The organism is Candidatus Binataceae bacterium (assembly GCA_035650475.1).
In the GTDB taxonomy this organism is placed as follows: Bacteria; Desulfobacterota; Binatia; order Binatales; family Binataceae; genus JAKAVN01.
Map to the genome: position 1 here is coordinate 23,487 of DASRHP010000013.1, position 15,121 is coordinate 38,607.

The window sequence follows — 15,121 nt, forward strand, 5'->3', positions numbered from 1 at the left end:
ATTGAAGGACGTATTCAGCGTCGAAGGCAAGGCCACGATCATCACCGGCGGCGGCACGGGTATCGGCGCGATCATCGCGCGCGAGTTCGCCATGCGCGGGGCCCCGGTGCTGGTCGCCAGCCGCAACGCCGAGCATCTCGAACCCGTGCGTGACGGCATCCGCAAGGCGGGTGGGCGCTGCGAGATGGCGGTGTGTGACGTGCGCAATGCCGAGTCGTGCGACGCGCTGGTGGCCGAGGCGGTCAAGCATTTCGGCCGACTCGACGTGATGATCAACAACCACGGCGCCAGCATCGCGGCGCCCAGCCTCAAGCTTTCGCCCAACGGCTGGCGCGCGGTGGTCGCGATTAACCTCGACGGCGTATTTTTCTGCTCCAAGGCCGCCGCCCGCCAGTTCATCGCGCAGAAGAGCCCCGGCGTGATAATCAACCTGTCCTCGACCGCCGGCGTCCACGGCTCTTCGACGATGCTGCCCTACGCCGCGTCCAAGGCGGGCGTGATCAAGCTGACCGAGTCGCACGCCGGCGAATGGGGCCATCTCGGGATCCGCGTCAACTGTATCGCACCCGGCCCGGTGACCACTGAGGGCGCCGCCGCGCGGATCTGGCCCAACGACCAGGTCAAGGAGACGATGCGGCGCTCGCGCGCGCTCCAGCGCTTTGGCACCTGCGAGGAGATCGCCTACCCGTGCATCTTCCTCGCCTCGGATGCGGCTAGCTTCGTCACCGGCGCGACGCTGATCGTTGACGGCGGCAATATCCGCGCCGCGGAGATCTCGCAGATCGTACCGGAGGAGTAGAGGCGCCGCGTCGCTCGCTCTGGCGCACGGGTGCTTGTCGCGGCTGCGACGCGCGTGGTATCCGAAATCGCGCGGGCCGGACCGGCAGCGCGGAAAGGATCGCCAAATTGGACTTCGGGTTCAGTCAGGAGCAGGAGATGCTGCGCCAGAGCGCGCGCGCCCTGCTCGAGCGCGAATGCACCTCGGCCCACGTGCGCCGGATGATGGAGGACGAACGCGGTTACTCGCCGGAGCTGTGGCGCAAGATGGCCGAGTTGGGATGGCTCGGCCTGGTCCTGCCTGAGACTTATGGCGGTGCCGGACTTGGCTACGTTGACCTGGTCGTGGTGGCCGAGGAGATGGGCCGCGTGTTGCTGCCCTCGCCATTCATCTGGACTTTGGCCTTCGCCGAAGCGATAGGTCGCGCCGGCTCCGACGAACAGAAGCAGCGCTTCCTGCCGGCGATCGCGCGCGGTGAGATGGTTGCGACGGTCGCTCATCTGGAGGCCGGCGGCACTCTGGAAGAGCGCGGAATCGTGATGGGGGCGCGGCGGGCCGGCAAGGGCTTCATTCTCGAAGGGGAGAAGCTGTTCGTCAACGACGCCCATGTTGCGGACTGCTTCCTGGTGGCGGCGCGCACCGGCTCCCGGCGCGGCGGCGGTGTGACGCTCTTCGCGATCGACAGCCGACGCGCCGGCATTACGATCAACCGGCTCAAGACGATGGACCAGACGCGCAAGCTTGGCGAGGTCAGGTTTCAGGCCGTCAGGGTTGCGGCCGCGGACGTGGTGGGCGAAATCGGCGCCGGATGGCCCATTTTGTCGGCCGCACTCGATCGTGCCAAGGTGGCGCTAGCGGCCGAGATGATGGGTGGTGCGCAGCGGGTGCTCGAGATGGCGGTGGAATACAGCAAGGTGCGCGAGCAGTTCGGCCGTCCGATCGGAAGCTTCCAGGCGATCCAGCACAAGTGCGCAAACATGATGGTCGATGTGGAGGGCGCGAAGTCGGTTGTCTACTACGCGGCGTGGGCGGTCAGCAACGGGGTCGCCGACGCGCCGCTGGCTGCGGCGGTAGCCAAGGCCGCGGCCTCCGACGCCTACCGGCGCACGGCGGCCGAGGGAATCCAAATCCACGGCGGAATCGGCTTCACCTGGGAGCATGACATGCATCTGTACTTCAAACGCGCCAAGTCCTCCGAGGTCACCCTGGGCGACGCCAACTTCAACCGCGAACTGGTCGCGCAAGGAATCGGACTGTAAATCCAGCCAAACGGCGGCCTCGACGCGCCGCCAGGGAGCATCTCAGCGATGGCCGTAGACAAAAGCATCATCGGGAAAGCCGGCAAGCCGTTTACGATGCCAATAGAGTGGGGCAAGGTGCGCGAGTTCGCCCGCGCGGTCAAGGACCCCAACCCAGTGTACTTCGACCCGGAACTGGCCAAAAAGGAGTGCGGCGGAGTGCCGATCCCGGTGACCTTCCTTCAGACCAGCGCGTTCTGGCAGACCGCCGAGTCGATGCCGTCGCTCGACATGTTCGACATGCGGCGTATCCTGCACGGCGAGCAGGAGTTCGAGTTCTTCAACCCGATCCTGGTCGGCGACACGCTGACCGGCGTCGCCCGGGTCGCGGATCTGTACGAGAAGGAAGGCGGGCGCGGCGGCAAGATGACTTTTCTGGTAGTCGAGACGACCTACACCAACCAGCGCAACGAGAAGGTCGCGCTCTCGCGCTTCGTGCTGGTCGAAACCGGCCAGGCGGTGAGCGGTTGAGCGAGCTCGCGCTGCGGGTCATCAACGGACTGACGCGCGGCTTCAGTCGCGCGGTGAGGCTGCTATGGCATCCAAGGTAAAGTTCGACCAGGTGAAAATCGGCGACTCGATCCCCACTATCGTAATCGAAAACGTCGCGCGTCCGGATTTCGTCCGTTACGCGGGCGCCTCGGGCGACTTCGTCCCGCTCCATTACGATCAGACCTTCGTCGAGGCGGCCGGGATTCCGACCGTCTTCGCGCAGGGGATGTGGACGGCAGGGTGCCTGTCGCGCTGCCTGACCGACTACGCCGGCGCGGGCCGCGTCCGCCGTTTCAAGGTGCGCTTCGCGCGCCAGGTCTGGCCCGGCGACACGCTGACGATGCGTGGCAAGGTGACCGGCAAGCGCGAGGAGGGCGGCGAGCGGCTGGTGGACGGCGAGATGGAGGTTGTCAACCAGAAGGGCGAGACTACGGTCAAGGGCTCGTTCAGCGTCGCCGCGGCCTGAGCCCTGCCCGCCCGCCGCACGCTTCCGAAGGGGCGTGCGCCCGCGCCTGCGGGTGCTCGGGATTCAGGCGCCCGTGCGCAAATTGCTGGAACAAGTTGCTAGAATTGGAGTGCGATGTCGGAGCCGCGCTACGTCATTATCCACGGCCATTTTTACCAGCCGCCGCGTGAGAGTCCGTGGACCGGGCTTATCAGTCCCGAGCCCGGCGCGACGCCGTTCGCCAATTGGAACGAGCGGATCCTCAGCGAATGCTACCTCGCCAACGCCCGCGCCCATGTGATGGAAGGGCGGGTGGTGCGGATCCATAACAATTACGCGGCGCTCAACTTCGACTTCGGGCCGACGCTGGCGAGTTGGCTGGAGCGGCACGGCACGGCGGCCTATCGCGCGCTGCACCTTGGCGACCAGCTCAGCCTGCAGGCGCGCGGCGGCCATGGCAACGCGATCGCGCAGGCCTACAACCACTCGATCCTGCCGCTGCTGGGCCGGCGCGAGCGCGCGCTCCAGATCGCGTGGGGAATCGAGGACTTCGTCATGCGTTTCAAGCGGCGGCCGGTGGGGATGTGGCTTCCCGAGTGCGCGGCCGACCACGACACGCTGCGCGACGTCGCCGCGGCGGGGATCAAGTTTGTGATCCTTGCTCCCGAACAGGGCGTCTTTGGCGGCGAGGGCGCGGCGCGGCGCGGCGCCGGACCCTTTATCTGGCGCGCCGATGATCTGCGTCTTGCGGTATTTCGTTTCGACCGCGACCTTTCGCGCACAGTGTCTTTCGAGGACGCGCTCGACGACGGCGCCACGCTCGCACAGCGGATCGCCGGCGCCGCGGCCGAGGTCGCTCCGGGCGGCGTGCTTATGCTCGCTACCGACGGTGAAACCTTCGGCCATCACAAGCGCAATGGCGCGGCCGAACTGGCGCGCGCGCTCCTGGAGCTGGGGCGGCGCGACGATATCCGCCTCACCAACTGCGCGGAATACCTTGCGATGCACCCGGAGGGCGACGGAACCTTCGAAATCGACTCGCCCAGTTCGTGGAGCTGCGCGCACGGAATCGAGCGCTGGCGCGCCGACTGCGGATGCCGGCTCGACCACGCGACCGCGCAGCACTGGCGCGGGCCGCTGCGCGCGGCGATGGAGTTCGTGATGAACCATGCGGGGGCGGTGTACGATCGCTTCGCACCGCCGCTGGTGGACGACGCCCAGGCCGCGCTATGTGAGTCGATCCGTCTCGCCGTCGATCCCAACCCCGCGTTGCACGAGGAGTTCTTCGCCCATCATCACGTCGGCGCCGACGCCAATCGCCAGCGCCTGATGCGGCTGTTCGAGATGCAGCGCGCGGCGCAGGCCGCGCTCACCAGCTGCGCGTGGTTCTTTGACGACTTCGGCGGGCCCGAGGGGCGGGTAGCGCTGCGCTGGGCGGCGCGGGCGGTCGAGGTCGCCGCCGAATTTTCAGCCAGTATCGAGAGCGAGCTGCTCGAGCGGCTGCGCCAGATCCACTCCAACCGCCGCGAGATCGGCGACGCCGCCACGCTCTATCTCAGTCTCAAGACGCGCGAAGCGCGCGGGAGGGTATGACCGTCATGGCCCGATCCGAGACGCACGATATCGAATCCGTCCTGCGCGAGGGGCGCAAGTTTGCACCGCCCGGCAATTTTAGCCACGCCGCCCACGTCAAGAGCATGGCCGAGTACGAGGCGCTCTACCGGCGCGCGGCGGACGACCCGGAAGGGTTCTGGACCGAGTGCGCCCGGGAACTTAGCTGGTTCAAGCCCTTCGACAAGGTCTTGGAGTGGAGCTTCCCCTTCGCCAAGTGGTTCGTGGGCGGCAAGCTCAACGCCGCCTACAACTGCGTCGACCGCCATCTGCTGACCGCGCGGCGCAACAAGGCCGCACTTATCTGGGAGGGCGAGCCGGGCGACTCGCGCGTGCTGACCTACCAGATGCTCGCGAGCGAGGTCGCGCGCTGCGCCAACGCGCTCAAGAGCCTCGGCATTAAGGAGGGCGACCGCGTTGCGATCTACATGCCCTTGGTCCCCGAGGCGGCGATCGCGATGCTCGCCTGCGCGCGGATCGGTGCGGTCCACTCGGTCATCTTCGGCGGCTTCTCCTCCGAAGCGCTCGTTGACCGGATCAACGACGCCGAGGCCAAACTCTGCATCACGGCCGACGGCGGATGGCGCCGGGGCCAGCAGGTCCCGCTCAAGCACAACGTTGACGAGGCGCTCAAGCGTTGCCCCTCGGTTCGGCACTGCCTGGTGGTGCGCCGTACCGGGAGCAAGGTCGAGATGCGCAAGGATCGCGACCTGTGGTGGGACGCCTTGGTGCCGCATCAGAGCGCCGTATGTCCTCCGGCCGAGCTCGATTCCGAGCACATGCTCTACACCCTGTACACCTCGGGCACCACCGGCAAACCCAAGGGCGTGGTCCACACTGTCGGCGGCTATCTGGTTCACACCCTGATGACGATGAAGTGGGTGTTCGACCTCAGGGACGAGGACATCTACTGGTGCACGGCCGACATCGGCTGGGTCACCGGCCACAGCTACACGGTGTACGGGCCGCTGGCTGCGGGCGCGACAGTGGTGATGTACGAGGGCGCGCCGAACTTTCCGGAGAACGACCGCTTCTGGCAGATCATCGAGAAGTATCGCGTCAACATCCTTTACACCGCGCCCACCGCGATCCGCACCTTCATCAAATGGGGCGACTCGTGGGTCAAGAAGCATGATCTTTCGAGCCTGCGCCTGCTGGGCACCGTCGGCGAGCCGATCAACCCGGAGGCATGGATCTGGTACCACAAAGTTGTCGGCGGCGAGCGCTGCCCGATCGTCGATACCTGGTGGCAGACCGAGACTGGCGCAATCATGATAAGTCCGCTGCCCGGCGCGATCCCGACCAAGCCCGGCTCGGCGACCCGCCCGCTTCCCGGAATCGTGGCCGACGTTGTGACGCGCGATGGCAAAAGCGTCGGCGCGAACCAGGGCGGCTTACTTGTGGTGCGCCGGCCCTGGCCCGGGATGCTGCGCACGGTGTTCCGTGATCCCGAGCGCTACAAGCAGCAGTACTTCAGTCAGCTCGACGGGATGTACTTCACCGGCGACGGCGCGCGGCGCGACGAGGACGGCTACTTCTGGATCATGGGCCGCGTAGACGACGTGATTAACGTCTCCGGCCATCGGCTCGGCACGATGGAGATCGAAAGCGCGCTGGTCTCGCATCCGGCGGTCGCCGAAGCTGCGGTGGTCGGGCGGCCCGATGAGATGAAGGGGCAGGCGGTGATGGCGTTCGTGACGCTGGAGGGCGGGCGCAAGGGCGATCCCGACTTGCGCGAGCAGCTGCGCCAGCATGTGGTCAAGGAGATCGGCGCCCTCGCGCGTCCGGACGAGATCCGCTTCACCGACGCGTTGCCCAAGACGCGCAGCGGCAAGATCATGCGCCGCCTGCTGCGGCAGATCGCCGCCGGCGACGAGGCCCTGGGCGATACCACGACACTGGAGGACCTGTCAGTGCTCGCCCGCCTGCAGAAGGACGAGGAGTAAGTCGGAGGACGAGGAATAAACCGACGCGCAGTCGACGGTTTCGAGCAGGACCGAGGCGGGTGCGGCCGCAGGGCCGGGCCCGCTCCGCGTTTAGCGAGAGCCGATGGCGCCGCCGGGTCTAGCGGCGATCGAAGCCGCGATGAAACCAGTCATCCGCGTCGCGCCAGCGCCAGCGATCGTCCCGGTCGTGATGCTCGCGCCATTCGCCCTGGCTCCACGCCCATCGCGGATGATGTTCGAGAAACTCGTGGCGCTCGCCCGCGCGGTAAAACTGATGCCATCCGTTGCCGTCGCGCCAGGGGCGAAAGTCGTCGCGGTCGCGCGCCATCGCGGGCGCCGCCAGCAGCGCGCCGAACAAAAGCGCCGAAAGAGAGGCTGCTACCAGGTTCTTCATCGCTTGTCCTCCTGTCTCTCCGGCCCTCGGTTTCTCAATCCTGCTCGCATTTGAAAGACGTGCCGGCATTCGACGGGTTACGCGGTACCCGCTTCCGGCCCGTTTACACCGGTGTTTGGCCCTTGAACCGCTCTCGAAAACCCGCCTTGCCAGCTGCCGCGCGCCGGTGGTAGTGTGGTTGGTGCGTGGGCTTTTGCCCACTTTTTTGTTGGTCGGCCGGCCCGATGGCGGCGGCGCTCGGGCGCAGGTTTCCCTGGACAGAGTCGGACTGCGATTGGCGCTGCGGAGCCCGCCTCGGGCGTGGCGGGGAGGAGGTGCCCCGCGGCGTCACGACGGCCGTCCCGGGAGTGAATTTTGCCGTGGGCGACGGGGGCGCGACAGACAGCCATAGCAGAGCGGTTGTACGGCTCAATCCGATGGCCGAGCGGATCATCGAGATGCTCGGGCCGCACGTCGAGCGCCAGGGCTACGAGCTGGTGTCGGTCGAGTATCACAAGGGCACGCGCAGCTCGATGCTGCGCCTGCTGGTGGATCGGCCGGGCGGAGGTATCGGGCTTGACGACCTCGAGCGCTTGAGCCCCATCCTCGGCGACCTGCTCGATGTATACGACCCAATCGAAGGGCGCTACACGCTCGAAGTGGCTTCGCCAGGACTGAACCGGCCGCTGGTGCGGCTGGCCGACTTCGAAGCCGTACGCGGCGGACGCGTCAGGATTAAGACGCATCACGCGCTGGAGGGGCGCAAGGCGTTTGTCGGAAGGCTCGCGGATGTAGGAGCCGACGGCGTCGAGATCGACGACGAGCCGAGCGGACGGCGGGTGCGGATCGAATTCGGCGAGATAAAGGGAGCGAATTACGAATACGATTTTGATGCAGCCGAGCGCAAATAGGTGCACCTCGTCGGCGGGCGCAATTTTCTCGGGCGGCGCAGCGGCGCGCCCCGTGGAGGCCGTATGACCGGAGAGCTTAACCGGGTAATCGAGCAGGTTTCCAAGGAGAAGGGGATCGACAAGGCGATCGTGATAAACGCGGTCGAAGAGATGATGCATTCGGCGGCGCGCCGGACCTTCGGCCCCGATTGCCGCATCGAATCGCGCTACAACCAGGAGCTGGGCGAGGTCGAGCTGTTCGAAATCAAGACCGTGGTCGAGCAGGTCGTCAATCCACAAGCCGAGGCGACGCTCGAGGAGGCGCGCGCAAAGTACGACCCTGAGGCGCAGGTGGGCGACGAGATCCTGATCAAGCTCGACACCGCGACGATGGGCCGGATTGCCGCGCAGGCGGCCAAGCAGAACCTCATCCAGCACATCCGCGACGCCGAGCGCAAACAGATCTACAACGAGTTCAAAGATCGCAAGGGCGAAATCGTCTCCGGCATCGTGCAGCGCTTCGAGCGCAAAAACATGATCGTCAATCTCGGCCGCACCGAAGCGATCCTGCCCGAGAAGGAGCAGATCCCGCACGAGCGCTATCGCCAGGGCGATCGCATCCGCGCCCTCATCCTCGACGTCGATCTCTCCGAGAAGGGCCTCTCGATCGTGCTCTCGCGCACCTCCAACGACTTTTTGCGCAAGCTCTTCGAGCAGGAAGTGCCCGAGATATACGAGGGCATCGTGGAAATCCGTCAGTGTGCCCGCGAGCCGGGCGGACGGGCCAAGGTCGCGGTGTACTCCAAGGACTCCGACGTCGACCCGGTCGGCGCGTGTGTCGGGATGAAGGGCACGCGCGTGCAGGCGGTGGTTCAGGAGCTGCGCGGTGAGAAGATCGACATCGTGCCATGGACTGACGACCAGGCCGAGCTGGTCTGCCGCGCACTTGCCCCGGCCAAGGTCTCCAAGGTGATCATCGACGAGGACGAGCATGCGATGGAGGTCGTGGTGCCGGACGACCAGCTCTCGCTGGCGATCGGCAAGCGCGGCCAGAACGTGCGCCTGGCCCATCGGCTCTCCGGATGGAAAATCGATCTGCGCAGCGATTCCGAGGCCGAGGAGGAGGCGCGCAAGGCCCGCGCCTCGCTCAACGCCATCCCCGGCATCGGCGACATCAATGCCGAGCTGCTCTACCAGTGGGGATTCCGCTCGGCCGAGCAGCTGGCGGAAACCGCTGAAGAGTCTTTCGAGGTCGAGGGCATCACGCCTGAGCGTGCGCGCCAGCTTATTCAGGCCGCGCGCGAATGGGTTTCGAAGAAGCGTGCCGAGGAGGCCGCGGCGGCTGAAGCCGCCGCCGCTGCGGCTGCCGACGCCGCCACTGCTGCGGCTGCCGACGCCGCCACTGCTGCGGCGGCCGACGCCGCCGCTGCGGAGGTTGCGGCTGAGGACGGTGAAATCGAGGCGCCGCTTGCCGAAGGCGCCGAGGGCGTCGCTGCGGATGCGGCAGGCGAGCAGGGAGCGGTTCAACCGGATGTCGCGGCGAAATCATAATCCCGGGCATACGCCGGTCCGCACGTGCCTCGGATGTGGCCTCGGCGACGCACAGGCGGCGATGGTGCGGCTGGCGGCGGTGGGCGGCGCGGTGAGCATCGACGCCGAGCGCCGGCGCGGCGGGCGCGGCGGCTACTTGCATCCGCGCCCGGATTGCCTGGAGAGGTTTGCGCGCAGCAAGACCCGCGCGTTTCGCTCGCTGCGCGTGGCGCTGGACGTGCAGGCGCGCAGGTCGATTACGCAAATGTTAAGCGCGCGGCTGGATAGCAACGGCCCGCTCGAATAGAATACCCGTGATGGCGCGAAAGCGGATCAAAACTCTTGCCCACGAGTGGGGCGTATCGGTTGAAGACGTCCTGGCCAGCGTCGAGCGTCTGCGCCTGGGACACAGCCACTCCGAGTCGAGCCTGCTGGCGCCGGACGAGGCCGAGCGCATCAAGGCCGAGCTCGACGAGCAGGCCCAGCGCCAGAGCCTGCTCCGGCGCGAAACCGTGCTGGAGACCAGCGCGGGCAAGGTGGTCGAAAAGCGGCTGACCGCGACCGTCATGCGCCGGCGCCACGCCGAGCCCGAGCCGGGCGCCGCGCCCGCCGCCGCCCGCCCCGAAGAACCGTTCCATTTCGAACTCGAACGCGAATCCGAGGAACCGTTCGTCGCGCCGTTCCTCGAGGAGCGCGAGCCGCCGCAGCCCGAAATTCCGGCGCTGCTTGAGCGCGAGCCGGCGACGCCGGCTCAGGCCGAGACCGCCGGCGAGCAGGGCAGGCCGTCTGCCTCTGAGGTTCACCCGCCCGCTGGCGAGGCGCCCGCAGCCCCCACGCCTTCCAATGGAGGCGCTCCGCAGCCGGCCGAGCCGATGCGGGTCGAGCCGGCCATGCCTGCGCGTCCTGTCGAAGCTCAGCGCCCGGCGCCGGCGAGGGTTGAGCCTTCGCGCCCGCATCCGCCGGCAGCGCAACCCCCGCGCGCGCAGCCGTCGGCGGCGCAGCCGTCGCGTCCGCAGTATGCGGGCGCCGGAATGGGTGTACGCCGTGTCGTTGAGCCACGCCCGGTTGCCGCTGGCCCGGGGGGAGCGATCAACCTGACCGGCGCCGCACACGCGGCCGCGCCGTCGCTCGATGACGGCCAGCGCGGACCGCGCGTGCTCGGCAAGATCGAATTGCCCAAGCCCGCACCGCGCCCCTCGGCGCCGACCAGTCGGCCTGGCGGGCCGCCGCGTCCGGGTCAGGCCGGCCGTTTCGCGCCCGCGCCGGCGGCGCCCTCGATGGAGCCGGCGATGCCGCCGAGCGAGGGCGCAGTCAAGCCGGGTGCGCGCCCGATCAAGAAAAAGCGCGTGGTGAAGAAGGGCGTGCCCGACTTCACGGCCGAGCGCGAGATGCGCGGCCTGCGCGTGCCCAAGAAGCGGCGCGCCCTGCCCGGCAAGGAACAGCGCAAGACCGAAATCACCACGCCCAAGGCGTCCAAGCGAGTCGTTCGCATCACCGAAGGGGTGACCGTCGGCGACCTCGCCCGCAACATGGGAGTCAAGGCCGGCGAGATCATAAAGAAGCTGATGGAGTTGGGTGTGATGTCCACGCTCAACCAGGTGCTCGACGTTGACACCGCCGCGCTGGTCGCCGGCGAATTCGGCTACAGCGTCGAGAACGTTGCTTTCGACGTCGAATCGGCGATCGAGGAAGAGGACGAGCAAGCCCCCGGTGAAGCGGTCGAGCGGCCGCCGGTGGTCACCGTCATGGGCCATGTTGACCACGGCAAGACCTCCCTGCTCGACGCGATTCGCCACGCCCGCGTGACCGAGCAGGAGTTCGGCGGTATCACTCAGCACATCGGCGCCTACACTACCGAGAGCAACGGGCGCAAGATAACCTTCGTCGACACCCCCGGCCACGAGGCGTTTACCGCGATGCGCGCGCGCGGCGCCAAAGTGACCGACATCGTGATTCTCGTGGTGGCGGCCGACGAGGGCGTGATGCCGCAGACGATCGAGGCGCTCAACCATGCGCGCGCGGCCGGCGTCCCGATAATCGTCGCGATCAACAAGATCGACCGTCCCGAGGCCAACGTTGACCGAGTCAAGCAGCAGCTCACCGAGCAGGGGCTGATCCCGGAAGATTACGGCGGCGAAACGATCACGGTGCCGGTTTCGGCGCGCACCGGCGAGGGGCTCGACCGCCTGCTTGAGATGATCCTGTTGCAGGCCGACCTGATGGAGCTCAAGGCCAATCCGCATCGCACGGCGCGCGGCACCGTCATCGAGTCGCAGCTCGACCGCGGGCGCGGACCCGTGGCCACCGTGCTCATCCAGGAAGGCACGCTGCATCAGGGCGACCCGTTCGTGTGCGGGATGGCTTACGGGCGCGTGCGCGCGATGCTGGATCACAACGGCCAGCGGATCGCCGAGGCGACGCCCGCGACCCCGGTCGAGATTTTCGGCCTCTCCGAGGTGCCCGAGCCCGGCACCGCCTTCGTGGCGGTGGCCGACGAGGCCAAGGCGCGCCAGGTTGCCGAGTACCGCCGCTCCAAGCGGCGCGAGGGCGAGCTGCAAAAAACGGCGCGCGTCTCGTTGCAGGACCTCAGCGAGCGGATGAAGGCCGGCGAGGTCAAGGAACTCAAGGTCATCATCAAGGGCGACGTCCAGGGCTCGGTCGAGGCGCTCGCCGAATCGCTCGGCCGTCTGTCCACTTCCGAAGTGAAGATCGAGATCATCCACAGCTCCGCGGGCGCGATTTCGGAGACCGACGTGACCCTCGCCTCGGCTTCGGGCGCGGTTATCCTCGGCTTCAACGTGCGGCCCGAACCCAAAGCCGCCGCGCTGGCCGAGAAGGAAGGCGTTGACATCCGCCTCTACACGGTGATCTACGAGGCGATCAACGAGATGCGCGAGGCGATGGAGGGGATGCTGGCGCCGACCTACCGCGAGAAGGCCCTCGGCCGCGCCGAGGTGCGCAAGACCTTCAATGTGCCCGGCGGCACCGTGGCCGGCTCGATGGTGGTCGACGGCAAGATCACCCGCAACGCGCGTGCGCGGCTGGTGCGCGACGGGCGGGTGGTATGGGAAGGCAAGATCGCCTCGCTCAAGCGCTTCAAGGATGACGCGCGCGAGGTCGCCGCCGGCTACGAGTGCGGTATCGGGCTGGAGAACTTCAACGACATCAAGCCCAACGACGTTATCGAAGCCTTCGAGATGGAGGCGGTCGTGCGCCGGCTCGAAACCCCGCGTCCGGAGACGGTGCGCGGCGGGCAGGCCGCGGTCGAGAAGCAGCTCCAGACCTGAGCGCGCGCCGCGGGCGCGGGCCGGCCATGCGAAGCGCCGCCATTGCGCGGCGGCGCGGCACAGCTAGGACGCTCATCCGAATGCCTTCCGCATCCTGGTCCGCGAGGGGAGGGGAGGACGACGATGGTAGTAGGCATCCTGCAGCTCACCCTGTTCCTGCCGGAGAACCACTCGCTCAAGGGCAAGCGCCAGGTCCTGCGCGCGATCAAGGATCGCGTGCGCTCGAAGTTCAACGTTTCCATCGCCGAGGCCGATGGTCACGATCTCTGGCAGCGCGCCGAGTTGGGAATCTGCCAGGTCGGAACCGACCGCGCCTTCGTCGACGGCGCCCTGCGTGCGGTGGTCAACTACATCGATTCGCTCGGGCTTGCCCCGCTCGGCGAGGAGCATCTCGAAATAATCAACTGCTGACGGTGCGCGCGGCAGGGATGCGAGCTTGTTCCGCATCGGCGCCGCGCTAACATGGAACACGATGGCTGCGGAAGCACGGCGTCCCGAGCGCGTGGGCGAGCTGGTGTTGCGTGAACTTTCGCGGATGCTGCTGCGCGATCTCAAGGACCCGCGTCTGCGCGGCGTCACGCTCACCGGCGTCAGGATGGCCGACGACTTGCGCCACGGACGGGTTTTCTTCTCCCACCTCGAGGGGAGCGCGCGTGCCGCGGCCGCAGTTGCGGGATTCAAGAGCGCAAGCGGATTCATCCGCCGCGAGATCGGCCATGCACTTGGGTTGCGCTACACGCCGGAGCTCGATTTTGAGTTCGATCCCGGACCCGAGCGCGCCGCGCGCATCGACGCGCTGCTGCGCGCGAGCCGACGGGCGTAGCACGCGCCGGACGATTGACCCGGCTGCGATCGCGCGCAATCGAGCCTCATACCGGAGGGGCGTCCCCCTATGCACCGCTCCAAGACCTTTCGCAAAAACTGTTTCAGAGCAATCGTGGCGGCGGTTCTGATGGCGCTGACGGTCGCGGCCGCGCAGCGCGCGTGGGCACATTGCGACACGCTCAGCGGCCCAGTGGTTACGGCGGCGCGCCGCGCGCTCCAGATTGGCGACGTCAATTATGTCCTGATCTGGGTCCAAGCCAGGGACGAGGCCGAGGTTCGCCATGCGTTTGAACAAACAATGGCGGTGCGCAGGCTTGGTCCTACAGCCCGGGATCTCGCAGACGAGTATTTCTTCGAGACGGTTGTGCGTCTGCATCGCGCCGGCGAGGGCGCACCCTACGTCGGTCTCAAGACTACGGAGGATGTCGGCCCGGCGATTCCGGCGGCGGACCGCGCGATCGCCGAGGGCGCCTCGATCGCCCGATTGAACAAGCTTCTGAGCGACGCGATGCAGGCCGGGCTGCGCAAGCACTTCGAAGACGTGATGGAGAAGCGTCAGTACCAGCCCGACGACCTCGCCGCCGGGCGCCGCTACGTCCGCGCCTACGTCGAGTACGTCCATTATGTCGAACGGCTGTATGAGGCGGCCATGAGCCCCGCGCATGGCCACTACGCCGAGCCGCTGGCAGCGAAAGATTAGCGCTCGCGGTCCAGCGCGCTTAATCCACGCGCGGATATCGGCTATCGTCGCTCTTTCCTCTATGGACGGAGTGCTGCTCGTTGATAAGCCGGCGGGGATTGGCTCCGCCGAGGTGGTGCGCAAGATAAAGGCGCATCTGCGTCCGGCACGCGTTGGTCATCTCGGCACCCTCGATCCGTTTGCGACCGGGCTATTGCCCATCCTGGTTGGCGAGGCGACCAAGCTTGCGCCCTTCCTCCAGGACGCCGAGAAGGAATACGCGGGCGTAATCCGACTTGGCGTCGAAACTGACACGCTCGATCCTACCGGCGGGGTGGTGCGCGACGCCGAAATTCCCGTTCTTGATCCGGCGCCCCTGGCCGAGGTCACGGCGCGCTTCACCGGGAAAATCGTGCAGCAGCCGCCCGTCTTTTCGGCGATCAAACGCGCCGGAGTGCCGCTGTACAAGCTGGCGCGCCGCGGAGTCAAGGTTGAGCCGCCGCCGCCGCGCGAAGTTGAGATTTCGCGCCTGGAGATCGCGCCGCTTGCCCCCGCTGCGCTGCGCTTCGTGGCGGTGTGTTCGACCGGCACCTACATGCGCGCGCTCGCCCGCGACGTCGGGCTCGCGCTCGGCACCGTCGCGCATCTGGCGGAGCTGCGCCGGATTCGCAGCGGCTGCTTGGGCCTCGAGCGCGCGCGTCCGCTCGACGAGGTTCTTGCCGCGCTCGCCGAGGGGCGCGGTTCGGAGTTGCTGATCGGGCTCAGCGAGGCGCTCGCGACGATGCCGGAGGCGCAGGCGGGGCCGGTCGAGGAGCGGATGCTGCGCAACGGCGATTCACGCGCGCTGGACGGGCTGGCGCCCGCCGGCACCCGCCTGTTCAAGGTGGTAAGCCGCGGCCGGCTGATCGCGGTGGCCGAGGCGACTTCGCGGGTCACCGCCCGCGTCCTGCGTGTGTTCGCGCAGTGA

General features: G+C 67.4%; 15 protein-coding genes. 14 read left to right on the forward strand and 1 reads right to left on the reverse strand.

Annotated elements, in window-relative coordinates:
- Position 1 precedes the first annotated feature (1 nt).
- The 6 genes from VFB33_16660 to acs all read left to right on the forward strand — a co-directional run bounded on the left by VFB33_16660 (position 2) and on the right by acs (position 6,570).
- Positions 2 to 799: a glucose 1-dehydrogenase gene (locus VFB33_16660; protein HZO83328.1), complete on the forward strand. Its 798-nt coding sequence runs from the start codon at positions 2 to 4 to the stop codon at positions 797 to 799.
- Positions 800 to 906: 107 nt separating this feature from the next.
- On the forward strand, positions 907 to 2,037 hold the full coding sequence (locus VFB33_16665; GenBank protein ID HZO83329.1) for an acyl-CoA dehydrogenase family protein: 1,131 nt from the start codon (positions 907 to 909) through the stop codon (positions 2,035 to 2,037).
- Between the two features lie 48 nt (positions 2,038 to 2,085).
- Positions 2,086 to 2,547: a MaoC family dehydratase N-terminal domain-containing protein gene (locus tag VFB33_16670; GenBank protein ID HZO83330.1), complete on the forward strand. Its 462-nt coding sequence runs from the start codon at positions 2,086 to 2,088 to the stop codon at positions 2,545 to 2,547.
- Positions 2,548 to 2,611: 64 nt separating this feature from the next.
- Positions 2,612 to 3,034, forward strand: a complete 423-nt coding sequence (locus VFB33_16675; GenBank protein HZO83331.1) for a MaoC/PaaZ C-terminal domain-containing protein — start codon at positions 2,612 to 2,614, stop codon at positions 3,032 to 3,034.
- Positions 3,035 to 3,148: 114 nt separating this feature from the next.
- A complete protein-coding gene (locus tag VFB33_16680; GenBank protein HZO83332.1) occupies positions 3,149 to 4,606 on the forward strand; it encodes a DUF3536 domain-containing protein in 1,458 nt (485 codons plus the stop codon).
- A 5-nt stretch (positions 4,607 to 4,611) separates the two neighbouring features.
- A complete protein-coding gene (gene acs / locus VFB33_16685) occupies positions 4,612 to 6,570 on the forward strand; it encodes an acetate--CoA ligase (GenBank protein HZO83333.1) in 1,959 nt (652 codons plus the stop codon).
- A gap of 118 nt (positions 6,571 to 6,688) precedes the next feature.
- Here acs and VFB33_16690 read toward each other — a convergent pair whose 3' ends face one another.
- Positions 6,689 to 6,964 (reverse strand): hypothetical protein, encoded by a 276-nt coding sequence (locus VFB33_16690; GenBank protein ID HZO83334.1) that lies wholly within the window; start codon positions 6,962 to 6,964, stop codon positions 6,689 to 6,691.
- 416 nt (positions 6,965 to 7,380) lie between these two features.
- On the opposite strand from VFB33_16690, the gene rimP reads away from it, so the two are divergent.
- From rimP to truB, 8 genes are all read left to right on the forward strand, one after another.
- Complete coding sequence (gene rimP / locus VFB33_16695) at positions 7,381 to 7,854, forward strand: ribosome maturation factor RimP (GenBank protein ID HZO83335.1); 474 nt, start codon at positions 7,381 to 7,383, stop codon at positions 7,852 to 7,854.
- Between the two features lie 63 nt (positions 7,855 to 7,917).
- Positions 7,918 to 9,384, forward strand: coding sequence for a transcription termination factor NusA (gene nusA, locus VFB33_16700; GenBank protein ID HZO83336.1), 1,467 nt, complete (start codon positions 7,918 to 7,920; stop codon positions 9,382 to 9,384).
- Complete coding sequence (locus VFB33_16705; protein HZO83337.1) at positions 9,365 to 9,670, forward strand: DUF448 domain-containing protein; 306 nt, start codon at positions 9,365 to 9,367, stop codon at positions 9,668 to 9,670. The genes nusA and VFB33_16705 overlap by 20 nt, the downstream gene beginning before the upstream one ends.
- A 10-nt stretch (positions 9,671 to 9,680) precedes the next feature.
- Positions 9,681 to 12,650 (forward strand): translation initiation factor IF-2, encoded by a 2,970-nt coding sequence (infB, locus tag VFB33_16710; protein HZO83338.1) that lies wholly within the window; start codon positions 9,681 to 9,683, stop codon positions 12,648 to 12,650.
- A 123-nt stretch (positions 12,651 to 12,773) separates the two neighbouring features.
- Positions 12,774 to 13,061 (forward strand): DUF503 domain-containing protein, encoded by a 288-nt coding sequence (locus tag VFB33_16715; protein HZO83339.1) that lies wholly within the window; start codon positions 12,774 to 12,776, stop codon positions 13,059 to 13,061.
- Between the two features lie 61 nt (positions 13,062 to 13,122).
- Positions 13,123 to 13,473 carry a 30S ribosome-binding factor RbfA gene (rbfA, locus tag VFB33_16720; GenBank protein ID HZO83340.1) on the forward strand — a complete coding sequence of 117 codons (351 nt, stop codon included), beginning with the start codon at positions 13,123 to 13,125 and terminating at the stop codon, positions 13,471 to 13,473.
- A gap of 129 nt (positions 13,474 to 13,602) precedes the next feature.
- Positions 13,603 to 14,175, forward strand: a complete 573-nt coding sequence (locus tag VFB33_16725; GenBank protein ID HZO83341.1) for a DUF6448 family protein — start codon at positions 13,603 to 13,605, stop codon at positions 14,173 to 14,175.
- A gap of 61 nt (positions 14,176 to 14,236) precedes the next feature.
- Positions 14,237 to 15,121 carry a tRNA pseudouridine(55) synthase TruB gene (gene truB, locus VFB33_16730; GenBank protein HZO83342.1) on the forward strand — a complete coding sequence of 295 codons (885 nt, stop codon included), beginning with the start codon at positions 14,237 to 14,239 and terminating at the stop codon, positions 15,119 to 15,121.

Bases quoted from the DNA above. Each gene is read 5' to 3' on its own strand.
- VFB33_16670 (HZO83330.1), top strand. From the start codon at position 2,086: ATGGCCGTAGACAAAAGCATCATCGGGAAAGCCGGCAAGCCGTTTACG.
- VFB33_16675 (HZO83331.1), top strand. From the start codon at position 2,612: ATGGCATCCAAGGTAAAGTTCGACCAGGTGAAAATCGGCGACTCGATC.
- VFB33_16680 (HZO83332.1), top strand. From the start codon at position 3,149: ATGTCGGAGCCGCGCTACGTCATTATCCACGGCCATTTTTACCAGCCG.
- acs (HZO83333.1), top strand. From the start codon at position 4,612: ATGGCCCGATCCGAGACGCACGATATCGAATCCGTCCTGCGCGAGGGG.
- VFB33_16690 (HZO83334.1), bottom strand. From the start codon at position 6,964: ATGAAGAACCTGGTAGCAGCCTCTCTTTCGGCGCTTTTGTTCGGCGCG.
- rimP (HZO83335.1), top strand. From the start codon at position 7,381: ATGGCCGAGCGGATCATCGAGATGCTCGGGCCGCACGTCGAGCGCCAG.
- nusA (HZO83336.1), top strand. From the start codon at position 7,918: ATGACCGGAGAGCTTAACCGGGTAATCGAGCAGGTTTCCAAGGAGAAG.
- VFB33_16705 (HZO83337.1), top strand. From the start codon at position 9,365: ATGTCGCGGCGAAATCATAATCCCGGGCATACGCCGGTCCGCACGTGC.
- infB (HZO83338.1), top strand. From the start codon at position 9,681: ATGGCGCGAAAGCGGATCAAAACTCTTGCCCACGAGTGGGGCGTATCG.
- VFB33_16715 (HZO83339.1), top strand. From the start codon at position 12,774: ATGGTAGTAGGCATCCTGCAGCTCACCCTGTTCCTGCCGGAGAACCAC.
- rbfA (HZO83340.1), top strand. From the start codon at position 13,123: ATGGCTGCGGAAGCACGGCGTCCCGAGCGCGTGGGCGAGCTGGTGTTG.
- VFB33_16725 (HZO83341.1), top strand. From the start codon at position 13,603: ATGGCGCTGACGGTCGCGGCCGCGCAGCGCGCGTGGGCACATTGCGAC.
- truB (HZO83342.1), top strand. From the start codon at position 14,237: ATGGACGGAGTGCTGCTCGTTGATAAGCCGGCGGGGATTGGCTCCGCC.